Origin of the sequence: Pseudomonas sp. TH43 (genome assembly GCF_016650635.1) — a bacterium.
Taxonomy (GTDB): domain Bacteria; phylum Pseudomonadota; class Gammaproteobacteria; order Pseudomonadales; family Pseudomonadaceae; genus Aquipseudomonas.
In genome coordinates, this window is the sequence record NZ_JAEKFI010000001.1 from 946,971 (window position 1) to 972,354 (window position 25,384).

The 25,384-nt window shown below is 56.8% G+C and carries 32 protein-coding genes; 17 read left to right on the plus strand and 15 right to left on the minus strand.

Annotation, left to right across the window (positions count from 1 at the left end):
• Window positions 1-4: 4 nt before the first annotated feature.
• Entirely contained in the window at window positions 5-1,330 is a 1,326-nt protein-coding gene (locus JFT81_RS04200) for an LLM class flavin-dependent oxidoreductase (protein ID WP_201226238.1), read from the plus strand.
• Window positions 1,331-1,455: 125 nt separating this feature from the next.
• Here the strand turns inward: JFT81_RS04200 and JFT81_RS04205 are convergent, their stop codons facing one another.
• Window positions 1,456-1,887, minus strand: coding sequence for a DNA methylase (locus JFT81_RS04205; protein WP_201226239.1), 432 nt, complete (start codon window positions 1,885-1,887; stop codon window positions 1,456-1,458).
• 82 nt (window positions 1,888-1,969) lie between these two features.
• On the opposite strand from JFT81_RS04205, the gene JFT81_RS04210 reads away from it, so the two are divergent.
• Window positions 1,970-2,359, plus strand: coding sequence for a low affinity iron permease family protein (locus JFT81_RS04210; RefSeq protein WP_201204357.1), 390 nt, complete (start codon window positions 1,970-1,972; stop codon window positions 2,357-2,359).
• A gap of 126 nt (window positions 2,360-2,485) precedes the next feature.
• A complete protein-coding gene (locus JFT81_RS04215) occupies window positions 2,486-3,064 on the plus strand; it encodes a GNAT family N-acetyltransferase (protein WP_347340476.1) in 579 nt (192 codons plus the stop codon).
• A 40-nt stretch (window positions 3,065-3,104) separates the two neighbouring features.
• Here the strand turns inward: JFT81_RS04215 and JFT81_RS04220 are convergent, their stop codons facing one another.
• A complete protein-coding gene (locus JFT81_RS04220) occupies window positions 3,105-3,416 on the minus strand; it encodes a hypothetical protein (protein WP_201204359.1) in 312 nt (103 codons plus the stop codon).
• A gap of 83 nt (window positions 3,417-3,499) precedes the next feature.
• A complete protein-coding gene (locus JFT81_RS04225) occupies window positions 3,500-4,159 on the minus strand; it encodes a hypothetical protein (RefSeq protein ID WP_201226240.1) in 660 nt (219 codons plus the stop codon).
• Window positions 4,160-4,619: 460 nt separating this feature from the next.
• On the opposite strand from JFT81_RS04225, the gene JFT81_RS04230 reads away from it, so the two are divergent.
• A complete protein-coding gene (locus JFT81_RS04230) occupies window positions 4,620-5,957 on the plus strand; it encodes a hypothetical protein (RefSeq protein WP_201226241.1) in 1,338 nt (445 codons plus the stop codon).
• Between the two features lie 69 nt (window positions 5,958-6,026).
• Here the strand turns inward: JFT81_RS04230 and JFT81_RS04235 are convergent, their stop codons facing one another.
• Both JFT81_RS04235 and JFT81_RS04240 read right to left on the minus strand, forming a co-directional pair.
• Window positions 6,027-6,569 (minus strand): adenylate kinase, encoded by a 543-nt coding sequence (locus JFT81_RS04235; protein WP_201204362.1) that lies wholly within the window; start codon window positions 6,567-6,569, stop codon window positions 6,027-6,029.
• Between the two features lie 83 nt (window positions 6,570-6,652).
• The gene (locus JFT81_RS04240; RefSeq protein WP_201226242.1) at window positions 6,653-7,540 is read right to left on the minus strand and encodes an EamA family transporter; all 888 of its coding nucleotides are present in this window, start codon (window positions 7,538-7,540) and stop codon (window positions 6,653-6,655) included.
• Window positions 7,541-7,648: 108 nt separating this feature from the next.
• Here JFT81_RS04240 and JFT81_RS04245 point away from each other — a divergent pair, with 108 nt between their 5' ends.
• Entirely contained in the window at window positions 7,649-8,431 is a 783-nt protein-coding gene (locus JFT81_RS04245; RefSeq protein WP_201226243.1) for a helix-turn-helix transcriptional regulator, read from the plus strand.
• Between the two features lie 102 nt (window positions 8,432-8,533).
• On the opposite strand, the gene JFT81_RS04250 is transcribed toward JFT81_RS04245, so the two are convergent.
• Together JFT81_RS04250 and JFT81_RS04255 are read right to left on the minus strand one after the other, a co-directional pair.
• Complete coding sequence (locus tag JFT81_RS04250; RefSeq protein ID WP_201226244.1) at window positions 8,534-8,965, minus strand: hypothetical protein; 432 nt, start codon at window positions 8,963-8,965, stop codon at window positions 8,534-8,536.
• Window positions 8,966-9,053: 88 nt separating this feature from the next.
• Complete coding sequence (locus JFT81_RS04255; protein ID WP_201226245.1) at window positions 9,054-9,761, minus strand: class I SAM-dependent methyltransferase; 708 nt, start codon at window positions 9,759-9,761, stop codon at window positions 9,054-9,056.
• A gap of 149 nt (window positions 9,762-9,910) precedes the next feature.
• Between JFT81_RS04255 and JFT81_RS04260 the strand changes: the two genes are divergently transcribed.
• Window positions 9,911-10,429 (plus strand): hypothetical protein, encoded by a 519-nt coding sequence (locus JFT81_RS04260; protein WP_242485554.1) that lies wholly within the window; start codon window positions 9,911-9,913, stop codon window positions 10,427-10,429.
• Between the two features lie 96 nt (window positions 10,430-10,525).
• On the opposite strand, the gene JFT81_RS04265 is transcribed toward JFT81_RS04260, so the two are convergent.
• On the minus strand, window positions 10,526-11,083 hold the full coding sequence (locus JFT81_RS04265) for a nucleotidyltransferase family protein (RefSeq protein ID WP_201226247.1): 558 nt from the start codon (window positions 11,081-11,083) through the stop codon (window positions 10,526-10,528).
• A 123-nt stretch (window positions 11,084-11,206) separates the two neighbouring features.
• Between JFT81_RS04265 and JFT81_RS04270 the strand changes: the two genes are divergently transcribed.
• From JFT81_RS04270 to JFT81_RS29405, 7 genes are all read left to right on the plus strand, one after another.
• Window positions 11,207-11,689: an HIT family protein gene (locus JFT81_RS04270; protein WP_201226248.1), complete on the plus strand. Its 483-nt coding sequence runs from the start codon at window positions 11,207-11,209 to the stop codon at window positions 11,687-11,689.
• Window positions 11,690-11,730: 41 nt separating this feature from the next.
• Window positions 11,731-11,856 (plus strand): hypothetical protein, encoded by a 126-nt coding sequence (locus JFT81_RS29515; protein WP_277952756.1) that lies wholly within the window; start codon window positions 11,731-11,733, stop codon window positions 11,854-11,856.
• Between the two features lie 354 nt (window positions 11,857-12,210).
• Window positions 12,211-12,573 carry a DUF6124 family protein gene (locus tag JFT81_RS04275; protein WP_201226249.1) on the plus strand — a complete coding sequence of 121 codons (363 nt, stop codon included), beginning with the start codon at window positions 12,211-12,213 and terminating at the stop codon, window positions 12,571-12,573.
• 385 nt (window positions 12,574-12,958) lie between these two features.
• Window positions 12,959-13,975, plus strand: a complete 1,017-nt coding sequence (locus tag JFT81_RS04280) for a LecA/PA-IL family lectin (protein WP_201204371.1) — start codon at window positions 12,959-12,961, stop codon at window positions 13,973-13,975.
• Window positions 13,976-14,262: 287 nt separating this feature from the next.
• Window positions 14,263-14,511: a hypothetical protein gene (locus JFT81_RS29395; protein ID WP_242485580.1), complete on the plus strand. Its 249-nt coding sequence runs from the start codon at window positions 14,263-14,265 to the stop codon at window positions 14,509-14,511.
• Window positions 14,462-14,641, plus strand: coding sequence for a fasciclin domain-containing protein (locus JFT81_RS29400; protein ID WP_277952762.1), 180 nt, complete (start codon window positions 14,462-14,464; stop codon window positions 14,639-14,641). Before JFT81_RS29395 ends, JFT81_RS29400 begins: the two co-directional genes overlap by 50 nt.
• Before the next feature lie 7 nt (window positions 14,642-14,648).
• Window positions 14,649-14,912, plus strand: a complete 264-nt coding sequence (locus JFT81_RS29405) for a fasciclin domain-containing protein (protein WP_242485555.1) — start codon at window positions 14,649-14,651, stop codon at window positions 14,910-14,912.
• Window positions 14,913-14,974: 62 nt separating this feature from the next.
• Here JFT81_RS29405 and JFT81_RS04290 read toward each other — a convergent pair whose 3' ends face one another.
• Both JFT81_RS04290 and JFT81_RS04295 read right to left on the minus strand, forming a co-directional pair.
• On the minus strand, window positions 14,975-15,238 hold the full coding sequence (locus JFT81_RS04290) for a hypothetical protein (protein WP_178117018.1): 264 nt from the start codon (window positions 15,236-15,238) through the stop codon (window positions 14,975-14,977).
• 164 nt (window positions 15,239-15,402) lie between these two features.
• Entirely contained in the window at window positions 15,403-15,582 is a 180-nt protein-coding gene (locus tag JFT81_RS04295; protein WP_201226250.1) for a hypothetical protein, read from the minus strand.
• A 144-nt stretch (window positions 15,583-15,726) separates the two neighbouring features.
• Between JFT81_RS04295 and JFT81_RS04300 the strand changes: the two genes are divergently transcribed.
• The gene (locus tag JFT81_RS04300) at window positions 15,727-16,344 is read left to right on the plus strand and encodes a DUF3885 domain-containing protein (RefSeq protein ID WP_201226251.1); all 618 of its coding nucleotides are present in this window, start codon (window positions 15,727-15,729) and stop codon (window positions 16,342-16,344) included.
• Between the two features lie 89 nt (window positions 16,345-16,433).
• Here the strand turns inward: JFT81_RS04300 and JFT81_RS04305 are convergent, their stop codons facing one another.
• The gene (locus JFT81_RS04305; RefSeq protein WP_201226668.1) at window positions 16,434-16,790 is read right to left on the minus strand and encodes a hypothetical protein; all 357 of its coding nucleotides are present in this window, start codon (window positions 16,788-16,790) and stop codon (window positions 16,434-16,436) included.
• A 141-nt stretch (window positions 16,791-16,931) separates the two neighbouring features.
• Between JFT81_RS04305 and JFT81_RS04310 the strand changes: the two genes are divergently transcribed.
• Window positions 16,932-17,390, plus strand: a complete 459-nt coding sequence (locus JFT81_RS04310; RefSeq protein WP_201226252.1) for a metallophosphoesterase family protein — start codon at window positions 16,932-16,934, stop codon at window positions 17,388-17,390.
• Window positions 17,391-17,410: 20 nt separating this feature from the next.
• On the opposite strand, the gene JFT81_RS04315 is transcribed toward JFT81_RS04310, so the two are convergent.
• Window positions 17,411-17,890: a GNAT family N-acetyltransferase gene (locus tag JFT81_RS04315; protein ID WP_201204374.1), complete on the minus strand. Its 480-nt coding sequence runs from the start codon at window positions 17,888-17,890 to the stop codon at window positions 17,411-17,413.
• Window positions 17,891-18,130: 240 nt separating this feature from the next.
• On the opposite strand from JFT81_RS04315, the gene JFT81_RS04320 reads away from it, so the two are divergent.
• Entirely contained in the window at window positions 18,131-20,515 is a 2,385-nt protein-coding gene (locus tag JFT81_RS04320; RefSeq protein ID WP_201226253.1) for a DUF3772 domain-containing protein, read from the plus strand.
• 56 nt (window positions 20,516-20,571) lie between these two features.
• Here the strand turns inward: JFT81_RS04320 and JFT81_RS04325 are convergent, their stop codons facing one another.
• Window positions 20,572-20,736 (minus strand): hypothetical protein, encoded by a 165-nt coding sequence (locus JFT81_RS04325; RefSeq protein WP_201226254.1) that lies wholly within the window; start codon window positions 20,734-20,736, stop codon window positions 20,572-20,574.
• A gap of 28 nt (window positions 20,737-20,764) precedes the next feature.
• Between JFT81_RS04325 and JFT81_RS04330 the strand changes: the two genes are divergently transcribed.
• Window positions 20,765-21,226, plus strand: coding sequence for a DUF3574 domain-containing protein (locus JFT81_RS04330; protein WP_201204380.1), 462 nt, complete (start codon window positions 20,765-20,767; stop codon window positions 21,224-21,226).
• 380 nt (window positions 21,227-21,606) lie between these two features.
• Here JFT81_RS04330 and JFT81_RS04335 read toward each other — a convergent pair whose 3' ends face one another.
• Window positions 21,607-23,007 (minus strand): APC family permease, encoded by a 1,401-nt coding sequence (locus JFT81_RS04335; RefSeq protein ID WP_201226255.1) that lies wholly within the window; start codon window positions 23,005-23,007, stop codon window positions 21,607-21,609.
• Window positions 22,997-25,384, minus strand: coding sequence for a TonB-dependent receptor (locus JFT81_RS04340; protein ID WP_201226256.1), 2,388 nt, complete (start codon window positions 25,382-25,384; stop codon window positions 22,997-22,999). The genes JFT81_RS04335 and JFT81_RS04340 overlap by 11 nt, the downstream gene beginning before the upstream one ends.

Below are 25,384 nucleotides of genomic sequence, written 5' to 3' on the forward strand. Positions count from 1 at the left end.
CACTATGAAAACAGCACAAATGAGCCTGGGCGCGTTTCTCATGAGCAGCGGCCATCACCTCGCCGCCTGGCGCCACCCGCGCGCATGGGCCGGCGGCGGACTGGATTTTCAACACTTCAAAAAGCTCGCCACGACCGCCGAGCGCGGCAAGTTCGATGCAATCTTTTTTGCCGACAATCTGGCCCTGATGGGCTCTCCGGAGCTGGGCCAGTTCACCACCGCCGGCGATGTCTTCGATCCACTGGTGCTGCTTTCGGGGCTGGCGGCGGTGACCGAGCGCATCGGCCTCGTTTCGACCGTATCCACCAGCTACAACGAACCTTATTCGCTGGCGCGCAAGTTCGCCTCCCTCGACCATTTGAGCGGCGGGCGCAGTGGCTGGAATCTGGTGACCTCGGCAACCGACCTGGAAGCGCTGAACTTCGGTCGGGACAAACATTTCGAGCACGGCGACCGTTATCAGCGCGCCGAAGAGTTCATCGATGTCGTGACCGGTCTGTGGGACAGTTTTGAAGACGATGCCTTCGTGCGCGACAAAACCAGCGGCGTGTTCTTCCAGCCGGACAAACTGCATGTGCTCAATCACCACGGCGAAAACTACCGAGTACGCGGGCCACTGAACATTCCGCGTACGCCGCAGGGTTACCCGGTGCTGATTCAGGCGGGCTCCTCGGAACCCGGCAAGACACTCGCCGCGCGCACCGCCGAAGTGGTGTTCACCGCGCAACAAACACTCAGCAATGCCCAGGCCTTTTATGCCGACGTCAAAGGTCGCCTCGCCGGTTACGGGCGCCGCCCTGATCAGTTGAAAGTCATGCCGGGGATTTCGCCGGTAATCGGCCGCACGCAGAGTGAAGCGGAGGACAAATACCAACAGTTGCAGGACTTGGTCGAGCCACGGGTCGGCCTGGCGATGCTCGCGGGCATGGCCGGAGGTTTCGACCTGTCCGAATATGATCTGGATGGCCCGTTGCCGGAGCTGCCACCGAGCAATTCGATGCAGAGCCGTCAGGCCCTGTTCATTGATCTGGCACGACGGGAGAACCTGAGCATTCGCCAGCTGTACCTGAAAGTCGCCGGCGCCCGCGGCCACCACACAGTAATCGGCACCGCGAAAACCGTTGCCGACACCCTCGAACAATGGTTCGTCGAACACGCCGCCGACGGTTTCAACATCATGCCGCCGTTTCTGCCTGAAGGGCTGGATGACTTCGTCGACGGCGTGGTGCCGTTGCTGCAACAGCGTGGGCTGTTCCGTCACGAATACAGCGGCAGCACATTGCGCGATCATTTGGGCCTGGAACGACCGGGTAATCGCTACCGGCGCTGACCCGAAACGCGGCGCATCACAACGGCAACGGACGATCCTGCACCACTCGTTTCATCACCGGCGTCGAGAGGCTGTCGCCGCCGGCAGATCCTCAGTGCTGCGTGCAGCGATCGAGCTACCGGCTTTCAAAACAGCACATCTGCAGCTTCTCTCATGAAAATCTCGACAGTCTTGGGGCCAATCCCGTCGAACTCGGACAAGCGCTTTTCGAACGCCTGACGATCGGCGCTGGCCGCCACGATGTTCGTTACCTTGGCGGCGTATTCATCGTTGAGCTTGTTGGCTAGCGCCAGCAAGCGCGATGCCGTTGACTCGTCGTAACGCACGTAGTGAGCCTGACCGAGCATGGCGACCAGTTGCCGATGCGTGCAGCGCGCGAGTTTTTGCGGGGTATCTTGCTGATGCTGTTCGACGATCACCTGATACGCCCTGGCGGCGATCTCACCCTGAATTCTTTTGCCCATCAGGAAGCTGGCGACCAGCCATTTGAACAGGCCCGCTTCGTTCGCACCGTCGAGGTCGATCTGCAAGTCCTGGGCGCTGATGATTTTTGCCATTGAGCCGTCCACGAAAAATGTAAAAAAGAATTTCAGAGACTCAGTGTGGTCTATTCAATACCCACATCAAGAGTCAGCAACCATGAATTTTGCACGTTTCTGCCAAGCGCTTTCCAACTGGGCCGGCAGCTCGAAAACTTTTCTCCTGGCCATCGCCTTGATCGGGATTTGGGGTTCTACCGGCCCCTATTTCCACTACAACGATACCTGGCAACTCATCATCAATACCTCGACGACCATCATTACCTTCCTGATGGTGTTCCTGATCCAGAACACGCAAAACCGCGACAACGACATCCTGCACCTGAAGATCGACGAGTTGATACGCGCCACCACCGATGCGCAGAATGCGACGTTGTGCCTGGATAAAATGGGCTCCCGAGACCTTCGAAAGCTTCGCGACCGATACAGCTCGCTGGGTGAGAATGATCAGGTGAATCTGCAACCGGAACCGGCCTCGACCGGCGAATGACAGTGGAACCCCACACTTCTGCGATTTGGCTCCGTCGATTACACGCGCATTGGACCTTTTCTTAAACATCTGCGGCCCTAGACTGGATTCAGTCTCTCCGCTCATTTGCAAAGGAAGATCCACATCGTGCGTGACTTTGATTGCCAACCCGTTTTGTGCGGCCCCACGTTAAGAATCAGGCCGCTGACCGCGAGTGATGTCGAGGGCATGTTTTCAGCGGCCAGCGATCCAGAGATCTGGATTGACCATCCAGCCAGGGATCGCTATCAACGACCGGTGTTCGAAAGCTATTTCGCCGCGCGATTGGCCACGCGCCAGGCACTTACAATCTTCGATGTCGACACTGAGCAGATTGTGGGGATGTCGAGTTACTACACGCCGCCGGATCTGCCCGACAGCATCGCCATCGGATACACCTTTCTGGTTCGGGAAAAATGGGGGGGTGAAGCCAACCGCGAACTGAAACGGCTGATGCTGGAACATTCCTTCAGCGCCTACGACACCGTTTACCTGCACATCGCGCCCACGAACATTCGTTCGCAAAAAGCGGCGTTGAAGATAGGCGCGGTGCACTTGTATGACGCCGAGTTGAACCTGTCCGGGGTGGCTGCTTTGTGCAGGTGTTATGGCGTTACGCAGGCGCAGTGGGCGGCGCCAGAACACGGGAATCGGTCGTCTGAGTGGATATCTACCCGACCTGAGTAGCGGAAAAAGAGCAAAGCAGCCCCTCACCGATGCCGTGCTTTCAGTTTCTGATTTCGCTCAAAAACGCTTTGATTTTTTCATGCTCTTCAAAGGTCAAAACATAAGTAAGCTTTATTTTCTGAGCGGGCAACGGTTTAGCCGCAAGAAGTTTATGTAAAAACTGCCATGCTGCCACCATCAGAATCAAAGCCGCCAGATAGGCAAGGAGATAAAAACTGAAGACAAATATAAGTTGCGGGGCATCCTTAAAATCCAGCAGCGTCGAAAGGTATATCAAGGTGTCAGTGACAACGATGAACAGAAGGATAAAAACCCATAACAAAAAACTCCTGACTCCAGTTGCAAGCTTCATACTCTTTACTCTCTATTTTCAGAACAACTAACGCGGCGACTCAACAGCCTTTATAGCTCATCACCCTCTTTGCCGTGCAACGATCAAATACCTGCATCTACATAGTACCAACCCCCACTCATATCCGTGACACTGGCTTTTTCCGCCTTATCGGGCTGGTATGCAGCCAGCGGCGAATAGATATACGAGGCATAACAGTAGAAGCACGAAAGATGGATTTGCGCGAACGAAACAGTGCCTTTCTCAGATAGGACACTGATTCTGATTGGGGTTATTCCAGCCTTTTTTGCAGCCGCTCTGACCTTGGCAAAAATCTCGTTTCCGCGACCATCGAAGGGTTTGGCATTGTCGCCATCACCGCAGGTCGAGGCAGGCGAGCTGGCATAGTTACCCGTATCGACAAGCAACGCTTCACACCAGTCCTGATCCTGGAAATAAACAACCTTATAATCATTGGCAGTGGCAACCAACGCATTTAGCCGAGGCACCATATCGGAGCTTGTCGAATCAGCAGTTGCGTAGAGAACAACCAAGAGGACAGTCACAATCGCCGCGACACCCAGCACGAGTTTAATCAAAACTCCAACCAGGTAGGTAAAAGTTCCCCACAGCACACGACCCAACGATCTCATGGAGCGCGTCATGACGACTTTGATGCGCCTGCCGGCAGAGCCGTCGCGGCCGCAATTATCCGGGGTGCGTTTGGGTATCTCAGGGTTGGGGGCGCTTGCCTTTTCGCTCATGAATCATCCTTGCTCTTCCTTGAAAATCCCGTCCTGAAACTTTGCCGAACTGCAGGACAAAAAAACTCCGCGCCGACGAGTCGGATCCTTGTCACGCGCAGCGGCGGAAGGATAACACCAACAGCTTCCATTCAAACCGTTCTACAGGTTAGCCACGGCCTGCAAATGTTGCGGCAAGGCTTGCAGCATTGGCTCTCGATGAGCAACTTCGCTGAAGCATTCGCCCGATGTTTAACCGTTTCTGGACTGGTGTTTAAACATCACGTCGTCCCATGCCATATAAGCCACAACACCTTGCGACTTTGCCTACAACTCCGCCAGAATCCGCTGGCTTGTGCACTTGGTGGTCCGTCGATAACGTGGCTGGTGTCGCTGATCGACACATTTCAGCAGGATCGGTGTTTCACATTCAGAGCGTTTTTAACCAAGGAATGACCCAGGAAATCAAGGATTCAGATTAATGTCATTTTCCGTCGCGAGTTTCTTCCACCCTTATTCAAAATTCCTCCATGGCGCCGCCTACAATCTGCACCAAAATCTGGAAGGCTTGGGCGCTGTGTCATCGAGCTTCACCGAGCGTGATGAAGCGGGAAAGGTCATAGCAAGCTACTGGTCGCCCGATCAAGCCATGGTGATCACGCTGGGCTTTCTGGTGATGCTGGCACTGCTGCTGATTCCCTTACTGTCGGCAGCGGCCTATACGGTGGGCAAGAAACGTGGCCTGTTCTGCTTCTTCGCACTCCTGATCCTGCCGGGTGTATTGAACTGCCTTGGCCTATTCCCAATCATCAATTACCTGCCCACTCGTTACGCAATCAATGGAGTGGGTAAGCTGGGCAGCGAGGTCGGGCTAATTCCCCTTTTGATGCTGTGCGCTATCACTGGATGGGGCGTCATGGTTCTCCTGTACGACAACCTCAACCTCACTGAACGCTTCCGCCAGATCTACGATCACTTCTGGTTTCCTCTGGCTTTGGTTGCAGCGGTATTTTTCGTGGCGGACAACGGCGCCAACGAAGACACCGCATTGCTGAAGGGGGCAACGGTGAACGTCCAAGACGCCAGCGGTTACTTGTTGAGCCAAATCAGGCGCTACGACGATTACTGTAAGACCAATGGCCTGGATGACCTGAGGTCGTGCCAGTGGAGCCGCGATTCGCAGTGGACTTTCACTCACATCAAGGAAGGCGAAGCCGGCTACTTCATTGAATTCGCGCCAGATGACTCCAGAGGTTTTTACGCCGCGAATCGCCGAACCGTGAGCGATGATGATGTTTACGCCATTCGCAAAGAGATCGCCGAATACAATCAACGATTGTGTCCTGTGAAGTACTTTTCCAGTGATATCTCACGGTCATCGCCGCTGTCTAGCACGTGTGAGTACGTGCCTTACCACTATTGCTCGGCCAGACCTGATGGTCCGCCGGGTATTGTGGACGAGGGTATCGGCAGCCACACAGTCGCCTTGGCCAGCGAGTGCATCATCCCCCGGCTTGCCGCCGCCAAACCATACTTGAAGCAGTTGTCGGCGTTGGTAAGCCAACATGAAAAAGCCAAGAATCATCGTTGGCTGTATTTCCTGGCTGTTGCTTTAGCGATCGGCGCAAAAGTGGCCCTATCCACCACCAAGCTATGCCTGATTGAAGCGCGCCCCGCAGTTGGCAGACGTCTTATCCTACGGGCTGTGCGCTACCGCGCTGGCCAGTGCGTCCGTTTTATGAAGCGTCTGCTGGTTGATTGCGGCCAATGGGCAGGGTTCGTTGCAATTCGCGTATTCAAGCGTTTCAAACGTGGCTAGCCCGAGCCTACTGACATTTTTTGCCAGTAGGCGTAAGACCGCCTCGCCCTACATCCGTCACGGCTCCAGTTATCGTGTTATCTGCGCCAACGCATGAATGACATCCGCAGCAATCTTTTCAGCAGCGCCCTCCCCGTCAATCCGCAATACCGCAGCCCGTTGCTGCGCAATCCACGCCTCATGCCACGCTCGGTTGCGGCCTGAAAAGTCTGGATCGTCATACTGCGAAGCCCATTCGCGGAAGGCCACATGGATCTCATGCATGTCACCGCCGGGTGCAATCCGATCACCGAAGCGCGCCTTTTCGCGGGCAGCCAGGCGTTCAAGGCGTACGGGCGTGGGTGTCACCACGAACACAATCAGATCAACCGCAGTGATTAGCGCCTCTCCCCAGCCCATACAAGAACCGGTCAGCAGCCAATCGTTGTCACCGAGGTTTTCCTGGATCATCGACACACGCTCACCGACAGGCCGTTTGGTGGTGAACGGAGGATTGGTGGGCATCCAGAAGAAATCGTCGACGTCGACGTGTCGTACGTCGAGCAGACGGGCGAGGTTTTGACCCAACGTGGTCACCCCCGCACACGAAGCACCTGTGATGAAAATTCGCACCGTTTCCTCCATGAATACACATCTGTTTCGAGGTCGGCAGGATATCCGATATTCCCCCTGACAAATCGATCCGCCGATGATGATCAGGCGATTCGCGCTCGACGACGGGCCAACATGCCTTGCAAATACCCTGAACCCAATACGATCGCCACCAGCACCAACAGGATCAATCCCCAATCCGCAGCGCTCGGATGTTGGCCAAGGATAACCATCGAACTGAAGATGCCAAACACCGGTATCAGCAGCGACAGCGGTGCTACGCGGGAGATCGGGTATTCGCGCAGCAGCAGGTTCCAGCCCCAGTAACTGAAGTGCGTGGCGGCATACACCTGGAACGCGAGTGAAAACAGGGTCATCGCATTGAGTTGCGCAGGCAGCGCAATGAAGGGCGCCGAGCCGTGCAGTGACCACGTCAGCAACATCAGCGGGATGGGCGGAAACAGGCTGGCCCACACCACGAACGCGAAGATCTCGCGCACCTTCGACACTTTGATGATGACGTTGCCGACGCTCCAGGCCATTGCGCTGCCAATCACCAACGCCAGCCCTGCCCTCGACGCATCACCCGGGCTGCACAATACGATGCCCAGCAACCCGGCGGCAGCCAACAGCGCGCCGATCAATTGTGGCCGCCCGAGGCGCTCGCCGAAAAAAATCACGCCCCAGCCCAAGGTAAAAAATGCGCTGCACTGGATCAGAAGCGACGCCGTGCCAGGGGGCACTCCCCACGCGATGCCCTGATTGATCAACGCCCACATTGCAACGCCAAATATCATCCCGTAAGCAGCCAGCCATCGAAACGCTACCCGTGGGCGCTCCACGAAAAACACCCAGGGCAACGCAGCCAGCGCGAAACGCAACGCGGTCAGCAACAACGGATCGATGTCCGCCAGGCCCAGCTTGGTCACGGGAAAATTCAGTCCCCACACCGCGGTGACCAGGATCGCGAGTAGAAGGTGTTTCTTTTGCATGATCAATCGTTCCCGACGCCGAGCGGAAGTGCTCGTATCGAGACAAATATGCAAGTAATCGTGATGGCCCGCTTTCAGTCACAGGCCATTTTTCATTAGAATCGGGCCATGCGAACAATGACCGGTCATCCTTACCAGAACACAGCACGCGATGCGGTCGTGACCGCCGTTGATTACGCGGACGGCACGTTGTTCCCGCTGCACGATCATCAGCGGGGTCAGTTCGCCTATGCCGCCAGTGGCGTCATCACGGTATTCACCGATGACGGCAACTGGGTCGTTCCGCCCCAGCGCGGTATCTGGGTTCCTGCACAACTCCCTCACTCCATGCAGATGCGTGGGCCGGTCACCCTGCACAACACCTACATCCGTAAACAAGCGGCGAAAAAACTTGGGCTGTCGGCGCAATGTCAGGTCTTGGAAGTTTCACCGTTGCTGCAGCATCTGCTTTTGAAAGCCATCGACGTGCCCGCGCGATATTCCACTCAAGGGCGCGACGGTCATCTGATGAGTTTGTTGTTGCACGAAATCGCCGCGATGCCCGCGCTGTCGCTCAATGCGCCGCTGCCGACGGAGCCGCGTCTGGCGTTGGTGTGTCGCGAGTTTCTGAATCAGCCTTCGCTGGAAGTGAGTATCGATGACATGGCCGAACGTGCGGGAATGAGCCGACGTACCTTTACCCGGCATTTTCGACTGCACACCGGGATCAGCTTTATCGAATGGCGACAACAGGCTTGTCTGCTCGCAGCGGTGGTGATGCTGGGCAAAGGTCAGTCAGTCACTCAGGTTGCGATGGCGTTGGGGTATAGCAGTTCGAGCGCGTTTGCTACGGTGTTCAAGCAAACACTGGGGGAAGTACCGAGTCGGTATGTCGTCGAACAGCGTGTTTAAAGATCAAAAGATCGCAGCCTTCGCAGCTCCTACACTTGGAATGCGAATACCTGTAGAAGCTGCCGAAGGCTGCGATCTTTTGATCTTGTAATCCCACGCCCCTCAAACGCGCAAATGCATGTTGTCCGCCGCCCTCCTGCGCAGCAGATTGATCACTAACAGAACGCAGGCCACGATCCCCTGCGAACCGCACAAAAACCCGAACAGACCCGTACGAAATATCACCCAGGCCATCATCCCCATCAACAGCGTCAGCATCAGTCCGAACACTGTCCATGGCAGATGACGCACCGCAGGAATGTCTTCCAGCCCGTCAGCAAAAATGCTCCAGCACGCCCATTGTGAATACAGCGACGCAACCATCAGCAGCAAGCCCCACTCGGCACCCGCCAGCGTTTGCGAAGTCAGCAGCCCCGTCAGCAAGCCGAGTACATAGCAGAGGATAAAGCCGATCGTCGCGCTGGCGGGCACGGTGTAGGCAGGCAACGCGAGGCCGATCTGGATCAGCTTGAGAACTTGCAATCGAGTGATCACGTCGCGCACTCCTGGCGAGTCGCAATGGCCGAATCCGCTGGCCGACTGAGTGACTATAGATCAGCCGTAGAACCTCGTAGGGCCGCGCTCAGACCGCCTTACACGTCAGCCAGGCGCCCCAGAAAAGACTACTGAAAAACCGTGTCGCCTGACCAAACCCGGTGTCATCCAGCAACTGCTGAACCGCCGCCTCGGAGTGCGGAGGATCGGCGCCCTGCAGAATCTTCCCCAGCTTGGCTTGCACCTCCTGCGCACTCGCGCCCTGCTGCCGCCAGCGCTGCCCCCAGGCCTCAAGCAACAATGGTTGGCTGGCGTAGGCGTAATGATTGCCCGCCACAATCAATGGCGCGCCCGGCTTAAGCCGAGCCTGAACCGCACGCAGGATTTGTTGCTTGGCAGCATCGCCCGGCAGGTGATGGAGCACACCGATCAAAGTCGCTGCATCAAAGGATTCATCCTCTGGCAGATCCTCGACCTGTCCCAGATGCACCTGAGTTCTGTGTAACAGATCGTTAGCCTGTAATTGCTGCGTCGCGGCCTCCAACATGGGCGCGGAAGGATCGACTGCGGTGAACGTCCAACCCGGCTCCAGCGCGCCCATCGCAATGATCTCCTGCGCCGTACCGCCCGCGCCGACCACCAGCACCTTGGCCGATCGAGACTGGCCGAGGCTGGCGGCCAACATGCACGCGGCCAGATCGTGACAGGCGTCATAACCGGCCAGGGCGATGCGACTTTGCTGGGCGTATTCGTTGGCGCGGGCGGTGTCGAATTTTTTTGCAGAGGTCGATTGCATGGCGTTGCTCCTTGTTATGCGAGCAACTTACGCCGTGGATAGCGATAATAAAAATTCATTAATTTTATGCGCTGCATTCCTCTGAGGAATGCGCTGTCCGGCTAAACTCCGCAGCCTGCTGACACCGCATCCAGAGGTAGTCCTAAGTGATGAACCGCTATATCGCCTCTCACGAGAGGATGACCGTGGATTTAGGCCATGCGCGTTTACTGGTCGGCCAGACACTTCGCGCGCTGATGCACGACCAGTATTACTTCAACGGTGAACCGAACTCGCAAGATGTTGGTTCACTGCTGTGGCAGTTTGGCGAAGATCAAACCCTTGCGATGTACCTGCTCAGTGATGGCGAAAGCGTCGGTGCCGATCAAGCGGAGCTGCAATTGCCGGCATCTTTTCGCATTGAAGAAGATGGCGAGTGTTCGTGGCGGCGGGAAAATTTGCTGGCCGAATTATCCAGCCTCGCAGTGGCAGACAAGCTCATCACACAGGTTCAAGGCGTTATCGACAAGTGGCCGAATCAGCACAGCCGGCTGGTCGCTTTCAAAATCGCGTTCGAGACCGGCGACTACTTGATCTATCTGAACCGTGGGGATGATGCCGTTGTGCTGATCAACGAAATGCCCCCGGAGGTGGTGGGTGTCGACACGCGACTTGAAGTAATTGTTTAAGGATTTTCGGTTGGTGTTTGAAGTACACAGCGCGTAACGCCATGACGGCTAAAACGTCCTGCGCCAATGCAGACATCGGTACTGAATCGTTGCGGGTCAACGCGTGTAGAAGATCAACTCCGGCCAGATTTTCCGCCATCTCTTGGATTGAACCCGGTCAAGGAACAGCGCGTATTTTTCAGTGCTGAATCGCTCGGTTGGCCGTACCACCAACGAGAACAGATCCTCCAGCCCCAGCGGTGCCGATACTTCTATTTCGTCGTCACGACCCAGCCTGACGCCAACCGCCGTGGCGGTTTCCGGCCAATAGGTCATCGCATCGGTAGCCGATTGATAGGCCGCATCGGCGTTGCGCTGATGCATGCGTGCCTGATTCTTCACCGACCAGCTCACTCCGCTGCAAAGTCGCGACAACTCGCCTTCCAATGCTGAATCCGCGTCCTTGCCAACACGCGCCGCGTCGAACCAGATGACATCGATATCCTCGGGCAACGTTGAAACCTTGCGCTGATGAAGGTGATCCCAGACCAGACTTCGCACAAAACCTGCCGAGACCCAGCAGTCTGGCAAATCAAGGCCACGTACCATCTGCAGAACCTGCATCCGCACCCGATCTTGAGCGAGCAGAGCCTTTAGCTGCGCTTCGTGGTTCATACGGCGCCTTCCATTATCCATGGCTGTGCAGCGTCAATAGCTGACCTCACACGCTGTCATTCGCAGCTTTGCCAAACAAGCTTTGCTACTCTGCCGCATCCACTTCATCAGGACAAACGGCAGATGGAAATTGCCCCGCAGTTTATTGTTCATGAAACCGACCACTGGGTTATCAACCACCATCAGGCGAGCGCCCTCCCCGGGTATCTGATGCTGGGTTCCAAGCTCGAAACATCTTCATTGGCTGACTTATCGACTGAAGCCTTGGCTGAAATGGGTGGCCTGCTCGCCAGGACCCAGCAGCTCATGGAGCAGCTCTTGAGCCCCAGGCATCTCTACATTGGCCGCTTTGGTCATCAACCGGGCTGGCCCATTCACTTCCATTTCATGCCGGTCTATCACTGGGTCGAAGACTTGTTCTGGAAGGACGAGCGCTATCGGCAACTGGCAAATTTTGCCTACGCTGAAAACGCCATCGCGGCGACTGACGGTGCCGAGCTGACGCTGTTTATCTGGAGAGAGTTTGGGGAAAACCCGACACCTCCAGAGACGCCGGGGCTGTCGGTCGAAGAAGTGATCACCCAACTACGTAATGCGTTCCGGTGATCAAAAATCGCGGTTCGATGCGCTGTCCTTACTTAGATGAAATGGCATCTCTCCCTAATTTCAAAGTGTTCGAGAGCGCCGCACGCTTGGGCAGTCTGGCGGCGGCTGCGCTTGAGTTGCACGTCAGCGTCGGTGCGGTCGCATCGCTGACGACCGTCATTGTTTAACATTTTTTGCGTTGTGTTTAAGGACACCTGACGTTACGTCCGAAAGGCTACAACGCCTTGCGCCGTTGCCTACGACTACGCCAGAATCCGCCGGCTTGTGCGCCTGGCATGCCATCGGTAACTTGATTCGCGTCACTGAATTTCAGTGATCGGGTTTAGTAGCCCGCGGTAAATGAAAGTGCACAAGCGTCTGTCAAAAAGGTATTCACGTACCTGCACTTGACGGCGGCTGTGCGTAGGGCGCCCCCGGGCGCGCCGGCTTTCTTCTTTTCCCCGGTCTACTAACCTGCGCACCGCTGCCACCCCCTGTTTAGTAGCTCGGCGCGGCGGCCACATAACAGGAAAAAGAAGAACATGTTCAAAATAACGCCGAACCCGCCGGACAATGATCCGGCCTCTCCGTACGAATCACTCGATTCCAGAAAAATGCACGACGCGGCTGAACGCGCACTCGATCACTATCTCAATCCCGCTGACACGATCATGGCGGCGCCGTATCAAGCGAGCACGATGTTTCTGGTTAATCCGGAAACAGATACCGAGTCATTGCTGGTCAACGCCTGCGAATCGCTGGCCTCGGCCTCCATTATGCTGGGGGATGTCGCGGGGTTGGTGGATGGACCGATTCGCAAGACATTGCTGGGTATTGCGCAGGTTGTGATGCTTGGGGAGTTGGCGGTGAATCGGGCTTTGGACAGGGTTGAAATTACAGAGTAGGTCCATACCGTTCAGTGGCGATTTGGCCGTCGCCACTGAACGATTAGATTTTGAATGCTTGTGAATGGCTGTTTTCGGCCAGAAGCAGACATTCAGCATGGTTACGTTTTCTCCCGATAGTGAATGCCAACTGCAAGCGACCGCATTTCCAAATGCCATTCGAAATTTCCATTTATGCCTAAACAGTCCTTTCTCCTCTGCTTGTGCACTATCACCGATTTCCTTCGCTTCGCCCCAGTTTTCAGGGACTTTAAATATTACAAATACGTCCTGATTTTTTGAAAGCCTTCCCCCGCTTTCTATAGTGAGTACGCAGGTCACAACGCGAAACGTTGTTTTCTCCCGGCGAACGCCAGGGAAATCACTATGAAAAAGGGGCTTCACAATGTCTCAATCCGATATCTGGTCCGGCACAGTCGATGCAAAGCTGGAGAGCGGCACAAAGACAGGTTTCAAGGTCAAGAAGGGAGACGTGATTACGATTATCGGCTCGGGATGGGTAGAACGTGGCTCAGGAAGGGCCTACGGTCCTCAAGGGGATGAGAGTCTCGTTGGTTCGTACAAGCCTGCCGGGTTGGTCTATCCGGATGGACTTGTCGGTGCGCTCCTGATGAAAATCGGTGATGACTATCTCACCCCGATCAATAACGGAGTGTTCCGCTGGACAGTACCGACCGACGGAGAGCTCACCTTTCTCATCAATGATCTGGCGGGCGATTACGGGAACAACAGCGGCTCATTCAACGTCAGCGTCGAGAAGAAAACGATCAACACCGAGCCGACAGCCGATGTGCTCAAATATGGCGACAAAGTCCGCTTTCTCAACGGTTATGCCAATTGGAACGGCGGCTATCTCTCTGTGTATGACAGTTCCAAAGAGGTGGGTGCCAAGTACAATGTTGTGTCCGTTCTATCACCTGAAAAAGAAGGCCCCATCGACACCTGGTTGATCGGATCCGCAACGGGTAAGCCAGACGGTGACAGGGTGCGCTCCGGGGATACCATCAGGCTATTGAATCTGTACGGAGACGGCCCGGGATACAGCGACAAAAACGGTGGCGGCTACCTCGACACGAACAATCACGCCGCTGCACCTGAGCTTTACAATGTCTCTACTGCGGAAAAAGCGAACCGCGGCGTTGAAAAAACCGGCCAAAAAACTCTCGATTGGGTCGTCATATACGGTGCTGTCGGCTCACAGATCCATATCGGGGACCCGGTCAGCCTCCGGAACGAATACAACAATTCTCAAGGTGGATACCTAGATACCTGTAATCACTTCGCAGGAAGAAAGACCCTTGGTTATCACGTCTACACAAACCGCTCGCCGAACAGGGCCGGTGTCGGCACCGGAAGCTGGAAAGTCCTGAGGGCTATCACCTCGGGTCCCAACGCTCGATAGACAATGCTCTTGTTTCCGAGAGTCGGGATTGCAACGCCCTGTCAGAAGGGCTGACTCAAACGGCCCCTTGGTTACAAGGGGTCAACTCACCTAGCGATGCTACCTATGGTCAAATCTATCAAAAATAGAGCGTATCGCACGCCCGCTTATGGCCGATAGCGGCCATTCGCAAACGCCTCCCCCCCAAGACAGCTCTCTTATAGAAACTTTTCCGCTTCACTGCATCCATCCCCGCACCTGCTCCGTAAATTCATCACCCTCACTCGAAGGGTCGAAGAGTTCAGGAGGTGCATCATGGACACGTTCATCAAACGCATTGCCCTTACCTGCCTCACAGTGCCGAGCCTTGGCGCTGGACTCGTTTCGCCGCCGATACAGTGATGGTCGGTAGTGCCGCCATCTATCCGACGGAAACCCTCGTCGAAAACGCCGTCAACTCTAAGGATCACAAGACGCTCGTTGCCGCAATCAAGGCTGCCGGACTGGTTGATATGCTCAACAGTAAAGGCCCATTTACCCTTCGCCCCTACCAATAAGGCCTTCGCCAAACTGCCCGCCGGGACTGTCGATACGCTGGTAAAACCGGAACACAGGGCAGACCTGACGAAGATCCTGACCTACCACGTTGTCGCCGGCACCCACACCGCCCAAGCAGTTGATGGATGACGCGAAAGTGCACAGCGGCAAAGTGATGCTGAAAACCGTTCAGGGCGAATTGCTGACCGTCATGTTGCACGATGGCAAGTTGTGGCTGGAGGACGCCAACGGAGGCAAGGCTGCAATCACTATCGCTGACGTCATGCAATCCAACGGCGTGATTGCATGTCATCGATACGGTGCTGATGCCGAATTGATTTTTAACGGCCGGCGGACGTTCTTCAGAGCGCTCGCCATGGGTTGGAAGTGGCTCAGCAAACGCGATATATCGTTTGAATGACATCCGCGCCAAAACCACAACCTGAAGTAGCCAGGGCGCAAAGCCCTGGCAGGCAGCAGAGACTACTTTTTCTTCTTCGCCGGCTTTTCGGCCTTCTCTGATTTCTCGGATTTCTTGGCCTTTTCGGGCTTGCTATCAGCTTTCTTGGCAGACTTCTTCGGTTCGGCGTCTTTCTTCTTGTCTTTCTTATCCTTGTCGGAGGATTTCGAAAGAGCCGAAGCCGCCGCAGCCTTCTTCGTCGGTGATGACTTCTTGTCTTTCAGTTCCTTACTGGCTTTGGAAGCTTCACCTTTGCTTTTCTTATCGTCTTTAGCCACGTTGACCACCTCTCGGAGCATGCCGGTATTGGCAGATCGCCTGTGGAATTATCCATGGGCTAATCATTAGGTGAGCGTCTCCGGGAGCGGTTCAAATTCTTTTGCAGTGTCTTGAAAGGAATTTGCTCATTGGTGAAGGTGTGTTTTCGGCCAGGATTGGACACCCGATTTATTCACGCCAAGCATGAGGGATTGTGCGAACTATTGTTTGAGAGCGATCCACTCGATAGGCTTGCCACCTGATAGCGGTCGACGCCTGAGGATCCGGCTTGCTCCTCGATCAAGCGGAACGGTTCATCGCGTTCCAAATCGACACGGATCGTGATCATCAGCACGTTGTTGCCGTGAGTCATGGGAAGACGTGTCCGCTCATCAGAACCAGAGCGTCGCCCAGCGAGGCACTGGCAAAGGCTTTGCCGGGATTGCTTTGCAAATCAGGCGTGAAGTCCTTGCGAAACGTTATATGAACGTCGGGATATCAGCCAAGAAGGGAACCAGTGAATCTACAACTTGAAATTGAGAGGATCTTCGCGGGGAAAGCATTTGCCCGCCCACTGTTCTATTCCCATCCGGGAGGTCTGCGATTTGAACTCTCTGAAACGGGTGGAATGATTGAGCAATTTCTGACAGCAGTGAGCAAAGCAACAAAGATCTGCCGCGATATCTTCGTTGATGACGCGAAGCTTGTTGCTTGCCTGCGCATTCATTCCGGTAGCAATCGATTTGCTCATCGGCCCCAGATTCACGCTCTTCGGTCTGCCGGCATCAATCTACCTAGGGGGTGCTCAATCTGGAGTGAGATGAGAGACCGGGATGAATGGTTTTGCGAAAAGGTGCCGGAGTTTTGGGTCAACGTCGCCTTCGAAGCGCCTGCGACTTTGCTTCAAGCATTGCTGTGGTGTGCTTTGGCTAAGGACTTTGGCGTTATCGAGCCAAAGCCCAAGTGCGCCGTATTCCTCTTCAATTTAAACAAGCACGCCATGGTTTTCCCCTACGACGACAGAGGCATGGACGTGGTCGGCCCCAACAAAGATCTGCTTTCACAGCTGTATCGTCAGCATCATAGCTGGCTGCTGGATCACGACCGACACACGATGGACAACACCTTCGCATAGCCAACGCGCTAGCTTCATTGCGTACAGTCGCGCTCAGTGACTGGTTTGGCACGCTGAGATGCAGGGATTTTCGAATTCTCTGGCCATCATCAATACCCTTTAGCCAGGCGCGTTTGCCAATCGCCGCCCTGAATGTTCTGACACTCTTGCTCCGAGTCGAAGCGGACATTGCGATCGTTAAGCTCCAACTCGATACCAGCCTCGTTCAACGCGATAGCCGTCAGCTCAAAGATCCGCACTTTCGCCTCAATTTGGGCGAGTTGTCTGTCGGCCAGCGTTTCAAACACCCAGATTACTTTCAGGGTTTGAGCCACTGCATTCAGGTCACCCGTGTGGGTAAGCCAGGTGAAGCCTTTGATTTCACCTTTTGCTGTTTCACACGCTTCGGTCAGCGTGGTGATCAGCAGGCGCTCCAACCGCGCCAGTTCACGTTTGCCTGCAGGCATTGCAAGTTCCTTCCAAAGATCAACAAGGGAGGCGGCATCCCGGGTTTTCTGATCGAGAAGTATACCGACGATATCCTTCATCAATGTTGATGCCCGCGAGCTGAACACTGCCCTCCCGGCCAACCTGCTAATCTCTCCCCGATGAAAACCGCCATCATCTCCGACACCCACGGACTCCTCCGCCCCGAGGCGCTCACCGCGATCCAGGGCGTTGAGCTCATCCTCCACGCCGGCGACATCGGCAGTCCCGAGATCCTCAGCCAATTGGCGCAAATCGCCCCGGTCCGCGCCGTTCGCGGCAATAACGACCTGGATCTGCCGTGGGCCGCCGATATCCCCGACCACCTCACTCTCAACCTGAATGGCTGGCCAACCCTGCTGGTTCACGACATCGCCGACGTTCCCGCCCTCCTCGACAGCCACACACGACTGATCATCACCGGCCATTCCCACAAGCCCTTGATCGAATGGCGTGGTGATCGGCTTTACCTGAACCCCGGCAGCGCTGGGCGCCGTCGTTTTAAACTGCCCGTCACCCTCGCCCTGCTCGACGTGGGCGCTGATGTTCTGCAACCGCAACTGATCCATCTTCTGCCCTGAAACTTTCCGCCCCCATCACTTCACGAACTCACAGGATGGATCTGCTCTCGCCCCAGCGCCTTCGCCATGATGATCGTGCGCTCCGCCTGATGGTACTCATCCCGGACTTTCTTGAAGCCCAGCGCTGCGTAGAAGCCTTCGGCGGTAATCGACGAGGGCACGCGCAGCAGGTCGATACCTGCGCTCAGGGCGACTGTTTGAAGCTGCTCCATGAGGTGTCTGCCGACAGCCAGCCCTTGATGACGGGGATCGACAAACACGCTGCGAACAACGTCGTGATCAAGGCTCGCTGTTGCGACGATATGACCGTCGAGCGTAGTCACGAAGACCTGACGCCGGGCCAACAAGTCCAGAACCGCTCGCGGTGAGAAACTTTGCTCCACCTGATCAATGATGTCGGATGAGTAGTCCAGCGCGTTGGACTCGCGAAGGGTATGGATGATGGTCCGGCTGATCGCCGAAGCATCTGCCGGGGTCGCGGTGCGAATCAGGTAATCCATGCTGATAGGTCCTCCCAATCATTGGCCAGACGAGTGCCGCACAGACAAACGACAGCCATTACGCCGGTTTAGTCTACAAACGCGACACTACCGTTGAGCCCAGGCTCTGGCTGATATAGAACACTTTGGCAGCTTTTGCCGCCATTGCTCATTCCGTACCTGCCGTGAAACTTTTCCGCCCCATCGGGCCTGATCACCTAACCTCTTAGATTGTGTGTTAATCGAGAGTCGGCCTGCCCCATGCGCAACACCTTGAAGTCGTTGTTTCTTATCGTATTCATGCTGCTCGCCAGCGGCAGTCCATCGCTATGGGCCGCTGATCTGCCGGCGCCTGCCGCGACCGCTGCCGCCCCGCTCCCGGTGATCTCGCAAAGTGACTTGCAGGCCCTGCAACAACGCCTCGACGGGCTCAAACAGCAAATCTCCTCCGCGAACAATTACAACCAGCTCGAAGGCCCGCAGGATCGGGTGCAGGCATTTACTCTGGACGTCGATAAGTTGTCGGCAGCGTTGTTGCCGCAGCAGGCGCAATTAACTGTGCAATTGGGCGTGTTGGGCGCGGCGCCAGATACGGACATAGCGGCCGAGCAGGCGGATATCGTCGCGCAGCGAGCGGCGCTGACGGAGCAGAAAAACAAGGTCGATGGCACGCTGAAGAGTCTCGCGGCGTTAAAGCAGAGCGCGGCGGAGCTGATCACGCAGATCGCCGGTATTCGCCGCACATTATTGGAGAGCGAACTGACCTTGGGCACCGACAGTGTGCTCAGCCCGGACTTCTGGTCGCCATTGGTCAGCCCTTCGCCGGATGATCGCCAGCGTTTGCAGTTTTTCGTCGAGCAGATCGGTGAAACCTGGGCCACGGTGTGGGCGCCGGGGCAGCATTTTTACACGGTAGTGCTGGTGTTGCTGGCGCTGGTTATCTGGACGGTCGGACGGCGGTTGGCCGAGCGTGGGCTGACGTGGATTTGCATTCATCGCATGCCCGAAGGCCGTTTGCGCCGCAGTGCGCTGGCGTTTGCCTCGGCTCTGGCGACAATCGCGACCACCGCCCTGGCCCTGCATGTGCTGTTCTACGCCCTTACCCGTCACGCGCCGTTGACGCCAGTGTTGTCGACGTTTTCCGAGGAGTTCGAGAAGGTCGTCTATGCGTGCGTGCTGATCACCGGACTGAGTCGTGCGTTGCTGTCGACTCAACATCCGTCGTGGCGGTTGCCGGCCATTGCCGATCCGGTGGCGCAAGCGTTGAAGCCGTTTCCACGCATTCTGTCCTGCACCTTGCTGTTGTTGGTGACGCTGGTACAGGTCAGCAATGCCACGGGCATGAGCAGTCAGATTGTGCTGGCTGGACGCGGCGTCATTGCCATTGTGGTGCTGGCGATTGTGCTGACGATGCTGTTGCGCGTCGGTAAGGTACGCAAGGCGATGATCGCCGCCAATGACGCGGCGGCAGCGGGCAGTACCTTCGCCGGGGTGGTTTACACCGTCGCCAGTTTGTCGATGTTGGTGGCGGCGCTGGCACTGCTCACGGGTTACGTGTCGCTGGCGCGGTTCATCACCTATGAAATGGTGTGGGCGTACATCGTGCTGTCGGGATTCTATCTGCTGATCCAGGTGGTGAAGGACGGCTGCGAGCATGCGTTTTCGCCCAAACATGCAAGCGGCAAAGCACTCAAGCAGTTGTTGGGAGTTGAAGATCGACGGCTCGATCAGTTCTCGATTCTGCTGTCCGGTTTCAGTCGCGCCGCCCTGTTGTTGCTCGCGGTGATCGCGTTGTTCGTCGGTGGCATCGGCACCACGCTAGGTCAATTGGCGACCAACATCATGGCAATCCTCGGTGGTGCCGGGTTGCGCAAATTCAACATCGTCCCGGCGCATTTGCTCAACGCGGTGCTGGCGCTGTTGATCGGGATCTGGCTGATCCGCGCTCTGAGCCGCTGGCTCGACAATGAGTTCCTGCCGAAAACCGACATGGACCCGGGCATGTGCGCGTCGCTGAGCACGCTGTTTTCCAACCTCGGCTACGCGGTTGTGATTCTGCTGACGCTGTCGTCGCTGGGCGTGCAGTGGACCAACCTGGCGTGGATCGTCAGTGCGCTGTCGGTGGGGATCGGTTTTGGTTTGCAGGAGATCGTCAAGAACTTCGTCTCGGGCCTGATTCTGCTGACTGAGCGACCAGTGAAGGTCGGCGACTTGATCAGCATCAGCGGCGTCGAGGGTGACATCCGCCGGATCAACGTGCGCGCCACGGAAATCCAGCTCAGCGACCGCTCGATCGTGATCGTGCCGAACTCGCAACTGATCTCGCAGAACCTGCGCAACGTCACCCTCGGCGGCAGCGCTCAAGGGGTGGCGTCGCTCGAGTTGATGTTCCCGCTGGATATTGATCCTGAGGAGGTCAAGGAACTGTTGCTGGGCACCTACCGCGAGAACGAGACCGTCCTCGACAAACCGGCGCCGTTTGTGCGCTTCAGCAAGCTGTCGCCGGACGGGATTACCTTGACGGTGACGGGCTACGTCAGCAGCCCACGGATTGTCGGGGGGACCAAAAGTGATCTGTTGTTCGAGATCCTCAAACGCCTGGGCGCGGCGGGGATTGCGTTAGCCAATCCAACTGCGACAACTTAGCCCCTCAATGAGTGCCAAATAGCGTAGGAGCAAGGCTTGCCCGCGAAGGCGTCGATTCAGTCAACCATGTGTTTGACTGGACTGACGCCTTCGCGGGCAAGCCTTGCTCCTACGGTGAATGGTTGTTTATTTTTTATGTGTTTCTTATTCCATAACTCAACTAATGCACCACTTTTTAATCTTTTATTGCTATTAGCCTCTACCTCTACAATCGGCTGCATCTGCAATCACTTTGTATAAGGACGTTACATGCAAAAAAGTCTGTTAACGGTAACCCTGTTCCTCGCCCTCGCCGGTTGTGCCAGCCCTCCTCCTGCGTCCGTTCACACTCATGATCCCGTCAGTTCAACCCTGCAAGGTGATGCCTCGCGCCCGGCGCAGGCGCAGTGGCTGCGCACCGAGTTGTACTTCTCGGTGGGATCGATTGATGGCAAGGAAGGCGCGGTCAGCCCGGCACGCTGGCGCGAGTTTCTCGACAAGGAAGTCACGTCGCGGTTTCCCGATGGTTTCACGGTGCTCGATGCTTACGGGCAGTGGAGCGATCATGGCGCGAAGGAGCCTGAGCGCTTGAGCACCAAAGTCATTGTGATCCTGCATGAGAACAGCCCCAAGAATGCGGGCAACATCGAGGCGATTCGACTCGCGTACAAACGTATTACCGGCGACCTCTCCGTCCTGCGTCTGTCGCAACCGGCGGAGGTGTCGTTTTAAGAGCCCCTCACCCTAACCCTCTCCCAGAGGGAGAAGGAACTGATTGGGGGATATTGCGGAATTGCGCCGACTTGAACATGCTTTGCCGAATCCATAATCGGCTCGTTCGCTCAGGTCGATGGATTACGCTGCACACTTCGGTCAGCCCCTTCTCCCTTAGGGAGGGTGAGGTAACTGATTGGGGGATATTGCGGAATTACGCCGACTTGAACGTGCTTTGCCGAATCCGTAATCGGCTCGTTCGTTCAGGTCTATGTTTTACGCAGCACACTTCGGTCAGCCCCCTCTCCCTCAAAGGGGGTGAGGTAACTGATTGGGGATTATTGCGGAGTTACGCCGATTTGAACGTGCTTTGCCGAGCCCATAATCGGCTCGTTCGTTCAGGTCGATGGATTACGCAGCACACTTCGGTCAGCCCCCTCTCCCTCCGGGAGAGGGTTGGGGTGAGGGTTTGCCGTTAAACGACTCAATCCAGCCAGGACCAGAGCGCCAACCAACAAGACCCCGATCCCCAAAAACGCGCCATAGCCCACCACTGTCACGCTGGAATACAGCATGTACAGGCACAACCCGAAAAACAGCAACGGTAACAGCGGATACAACGGCACCTTGACCGGTCTCGGCACGTCGGGAAATCGTCGGCGCAGGATGATCAATGCCACGCTGCTCAGGCTCAGAAACAGCCAATACACCGGGGTCAGGTACTCGACCATGGTGTTGAAGCCGCTTTGGGTGAAGCTACCGAACAGCACCAGCAGTAACGCCACCGCGCCCTCGGCGAGCAATGCTTTGCGGGGCACCCCGTGACGATCATCCCAATCACCAAAACTGCGCAATTGCGGCACATCGCGGGCCGCGGCGTAGGTCGTACGGGCACCCACCAATAGCGTCGAATTGATGGTGGCGATGGCGGCAATGCCGACCATCAGCAAAATCAGCACCACGCCGGGAGCACCGAATGCGCGGTTCAACAACTCCACCGCCGGTGCGTTGCTCGCTGCCAGCCCGGCAAAACCCAGGCCTTGAACGAACGCCCAGTTAAGCGCCAGGTATATGATCATCAACACGGTCAGGGCACCGAGCATGGCGATGAAAATGCCTCGTCGTCCGTCGCGCACTTCCGCCGATAACGTCGCGGCATCGCTCCAGCCGCCGAACGCCAGAAACACGAAAATCATCGCCGCAGAGAACCCGGCCATGCCGGTGTGTTCTGCTGCAACCGGGCTGCTCGACGCGGGCGGTTCGATGCCTTGCCACGCCAAAAAAACACCGGCGCTGGCAATGCTCAAAAAGCCCAGTGCGAGCAGCCCGACCAGCAACGTCTGAGTGATGAAGCCGATGTGTTTGCCGGTGAGATTAAGCAGCACCAGTGCCGCAATCACCGCTCCGGCAAACAGCCCCGAGCCGTACGGCCCCAATGGCACCACGGCATTGAAGTAATCGGCAAACATGAACGCCGACAACGCAATCCACCCCGTGTGCATCACCGAAAAACGCGACCAGGCAAACAAAAATCCCATGCGCTCGCCATACGCCGTGCGCAGAAAGTGATAGTCGCCGCCAGGATGTGGAAACGCCGTGGCCATTTCGGCAAAACACAGCGCGCCGATCATCGACGCCACACCACCGAGCACCCACACCAGGTAGAAATGCTCGGGGCCGACGTTAAGCGCCACGGTCGGCGCGGTTTTCAGGATGTCGGTGGTGATCACCATGCCAAGCGTGATCAGCAGCGCCTGAAAAACCGCCAGATGCCGCCCCGGCCCCGCGTTAGAAACCATACGTGGCGCGGGCGTAGTAATAAGCGCCGTTGGTGCCGATTGGCGAGAGCACATCGTACGGCAGGTTGCCGCCGTAGTTGATCGCCGAACCGGAACGTTCCGGGTAGTTGTCGGTGAGGTTGTTGCCACCGACGGCGAGGTTGAATTTCGGCGTGAACTTGTAGGTCACCTCGGCATCCAGTTGCCACACCGCACCGTAGGTTTGCTCGGGTTGCGAATCGCCGAAATCGAACACGCGGGTGGTCTCGCCCTGACGAGTCAAACGGCCGAGCAAGCCCCAATGTTCGCTGGCCCAGTTGGCGGAAAAGATGAAGCGATCCTTGGGTGCGGCGTCGGTCAGGGTATTGGTTTCCTCGACACCGACCAGCGCGTCATTGCCGATGCCCAGTGCGGTGAGTTGCGACGGCGTGCCCTTGGTGCTGGTGACTTTGGTGTGGTTGTAGGTGTACGCCGTGGTCAGGCCCAGTTGCCCTTCGTACAACGGTTGATGGTAGTTGAGCACCAGTTCGGCGCCGTGGGTGCTGGTGTCGGCGGCGTTGGTGAAGAAGTTGACGTCGTGCACGCCAGCCACGCCGAAGTTGTCGTTGATGTAATTCTCCAGCGCGTCGCTGCCAATGCGTTGCGACAGGGTGATGCGGTCTTTGACGTCGATGCGGAACACGTCCAGCGACGCATCGAAGCGTTCGTTCAACTGGAAGGTCAGGCCGAGGCTGAAGTTCTTCGAAGTTTCCGGATCGAGTTTTTCAGCGCCCAGCGCGCGGGCAATCGGGTCGTTGACCGAGAGCACGCGAATGTCGGTCAGCGTGCCGCCATCACCGAAGTTGCTGGTGGTGTTCTGGAAACCGCTTTGTGCCAGCGAAGGGGCGCGGAAGTTGTTCGACACCGCACCGCGCAAGGCCCATTGCTCGGTGAGTTTGTAGCGGCCGCTGAGTTTGCCGGTGAGTTTGCTGCCGGCGTCGTCGTAATGCTCCCAACGTGTGGCGGCATCGACAAAAAAGCGGTCGGTGAGATCGCCGGACAATTCGGCGTAAGTGCCAAAGACATTACGATCCAGATCCGACTCTTCGCTCGGCCGCAGACCGTTGGCGCCGTCCGCACCCGAGCCGATGTAGGAAGCCTCGTCGCCCGCGTAAGTCAGGTAGTTTTCGTAGCGGTACTCGCCGCCGACCGCGAGCACAAACGAACGCTCGCCAAGGCGCAATTCTCGGCTGAAATCGAGGTTCGACGTCGTCTGGCGCATTTCGTAATCACCGGTATCGAACTTCGTCGGCGAGTCTTCGCCAAGGCTGACGTTGAGGGTACGCCGGGTGGAGCCATCGAAGCGGTTGCGACCATGGGTGACGCTGCTGTCGAAGTCCCAGTCGTCGCCGATCAGACCTTTGAAGCCGGCGGTGGCGGAGATGTCCTTGTTGTCGCCCAGCGATTGCGGCAAGTAACCGTTAGGGTAGAACTGCGGTTGTTCGTAGGGGTAACGGTAGAACTCGGCGCCCGTGGTGTGACGCTGGTTGTAGGTGCCGAAGCTGTAGGCCTTGCCGCCGGCCAGCGGCAGTTCGCTGTTGAACCACAGGTTGACGTCCCGCGCGAGGCCGTCGCCCATCACATAGTTGCGCTGGTTCGGGGTCTCGTCAAAACCGTCGAAACCGGCGCGGTTGGTCGGGTTGCGATCCTTGTATTCGGTGCCACCGCGAATGAAGCCGCCCTCTTCGCCGAGGCGCGTGCCGATCTTGGCGGTAGTCACGCTGTTCTGGCCGTCGGTGGTGGTTTTGCCGATAGCGTCCTGATGGGTGTGAAAGGCGCCGTAACTGGTGGAGACTTCGCCGCCCTCGGGAGCATCGTCGAGGATGATGTTGATGACCCCGGCAATCGCGTCGGAGCCGTACTGCGCACCGGCACCGTCACGCAGCACTTCGATGCGTTTGATCGCGCTGATCGGGATCGAGTTGAAGTCCACCGGCGCGGTACCGCGGCCGATCTTCGACGAGTCGTTGACCACCGCCGAGGTATGCCGGCGCTTGCCGTTGACCAACACCAACACTTGATCAGGGCTCATGCCGCGTAGTTGTGCCGCACGCACATGGTCGGCACCGCCGGAGTTGGATTGGCGCGGCAGGCTGAAGGATGGCAGCAGCGTCTGTAGCGCCGCGCCCAGTTCGCCGTCAGCAGCGCCGGCAGATTTGAGGTCTTCGGCGGTGAGGACATCGACCGGTACTGGCGAATCGAGCACCGTGCGAGCGGTACCGCGGGTGCCGGTGACCAAGACCGTGTCCAGACGCGCGTCATCCTCGGCACGCACAGACGTTTCTTCAGCTTTTGCGGGAAGTTGCCAAATGGCCGTCACAACAGCGGCCGCCAGCAATGAACGGGAACGGTAATGCAT

Coding starts and splice junctions, on each gene's coding strand:
- JFT81_RS04200 (WP_201226238.1), top strand. CDS start 5: ATGAAAACAGCACAAATGAGCCTGGGCGCGTTTCTCATGAGCAGCGGC.
- JFT81_RS04205 (WP_201226239.1), bottom strand. CDS start 1,887: ATGGCAAAAATCATCAGCGCCCAGGACTTGCAGATCGACCTCGACGGT.
- JFT81_RS04210 (WP_201204357.1), top strand. CDS start 1,970: ATGAATTTTGCACGTTTCTGCCAAGCGCTTTCCAACTGGGCCGGCAGC.
- JFT81_RS04220 (WP_201204359.1), bottom strand. CDS start 3,416: ATGAAGCTTGCAACTGGAGTCAGGAGTTTTTTGTTATGGGTTTTTATC.
- JFT81_RS04225 (WP_201226240.1), bottom strand. CDS start 4,159: ATGAGCGAAAAGGCAAGCGCCCCCAACCCTGAGATACCCAAACGCACC.
- JFT81_RS04230 (WP_201226241.1), top strand. CDS start 4,620: ATGTCATTTTCCGTCGCGAGTTTCTTCCACCCTTATTCAAAATTCCTC.
- JFT81_RS04240 (WP_201226242.1), bottom strand. CDS start 7,540: ATGCAAAAGAAACACCTTCTACTCGCGATCCTGGTCACCGCGGTGTGG.
- JFT81_RS04245 (WP_201226243.1), top strand. CDS start 7,649: ATGCGAACAATGACCGGTCATCCTTACCAGAACACAGCACGCGATGCG.
- JFT81_RS04255 (WP_201226245.1), bottom strand. CDS start 9,761: ATGCAATCGACCTCTGCAAAAAAATTCGACACCGCCCGCGCCAACGAA.
- JFT81_RS04260 (WP_242485554.1), top strand. CDS start 9,911: ATGAACCGCTATATCGCCTCTCACGAGAGGATGACCGTGGATTTAGGC.
- JFT81_RS04265 (WP_201226247.1), bottom strand. CDS start 11,083: ATGAACCACGAAGCGCAGCTAAAGGCTCTGCTCGCTCAAGATCGGGTG.
- JFT81_RS04270 (WP_201226248.1), top strand. CDS start 11,207: ATGGAAATTGCCCCGCAGTTTATTGTTCATGAAACCGACCACTGGGTT.
- JFT81_RS29515 (WP_277952756.1), top strand. CDS start 11,731: ATGGCATCTCTCCCTAATTTCAAAGTGTTCGAGAGCGCCGCACGCTTG.
- JFT81_RS04275 (WP_201226249.1), top strand. CDS start 12,211: ATGTTCAAAATAACGCCGAACCCGCCGGACAATGATCCGGCCTCTCCG.
- JFT81_RS04280 (WP_201204371.1), top strand. CDS start 12,959: ATGTCTCAATCCGATATCTGGTCCGGCACAGTCGATGCAAAGCTGGAG.
- JFT81_RS04295 (WP_201226250.1), bottom strand. CDS start 15,582: ATGACTCACGGCAACAACGTGCTGATGATCACGATCCGTGTCGATTTG.
- JFT81_RS04305 (WP_201226668.1), bottom strand. CDS start 16,790: ATGCCTGCAGGCAAACGTGAACTGGCGCGGTTGGAGCGCCTGCTGATC.
- JFT81_RS04310 (WP_201226252.1), top strand. CDS start 16,932: ATGAAAACCGCCATCATCTCCGACACCCACGGACTCCTCCGCCCCGAG.
- JFT81_RS04315 (WP_201204374.1), bottom strand. CDS start 17,890: ATGGATTACCTGATTCGCACCGCGACCCCGGCAGATGCTTCGGCGATC.
- JFT81_RS04320 (WP_201226253.1), top strand. CDS start 18,131: ATGCGCAACACCTTGAAGTCGTTGTTTCTTATCGTATTCATGCTGCTC.
- JFT81_RS04325 (WP_201226254.1), bottom strand. CDS start 20,736: ATGCAGCCGATTGTAGAGGTAGAGGCTAATAGCAATAAAAGATTAAAA.
- JFT81_RS04330 (WP_201204380.1), top strand. CDS start 20,765: ATGCAAAAAAGTCTGTTAACGGTAACCCTGTTCCTCGCCCTCGCCGGT.
- JFT81_RS04335 (WP_201226255.1), bottom strand. CDS start 23,007: ATGGTTTCTAACGCGGGGCCGGGGCGGCATCTGGCGGTTTTTCAGGCG.
- JFT81_RS04340 (WP_201226256.1), bottom strand. CDS start 25,384: ATGCATTACCGTTCCCGTTCATTGCTGGCGGCCGCTGTTGTGACGGCC.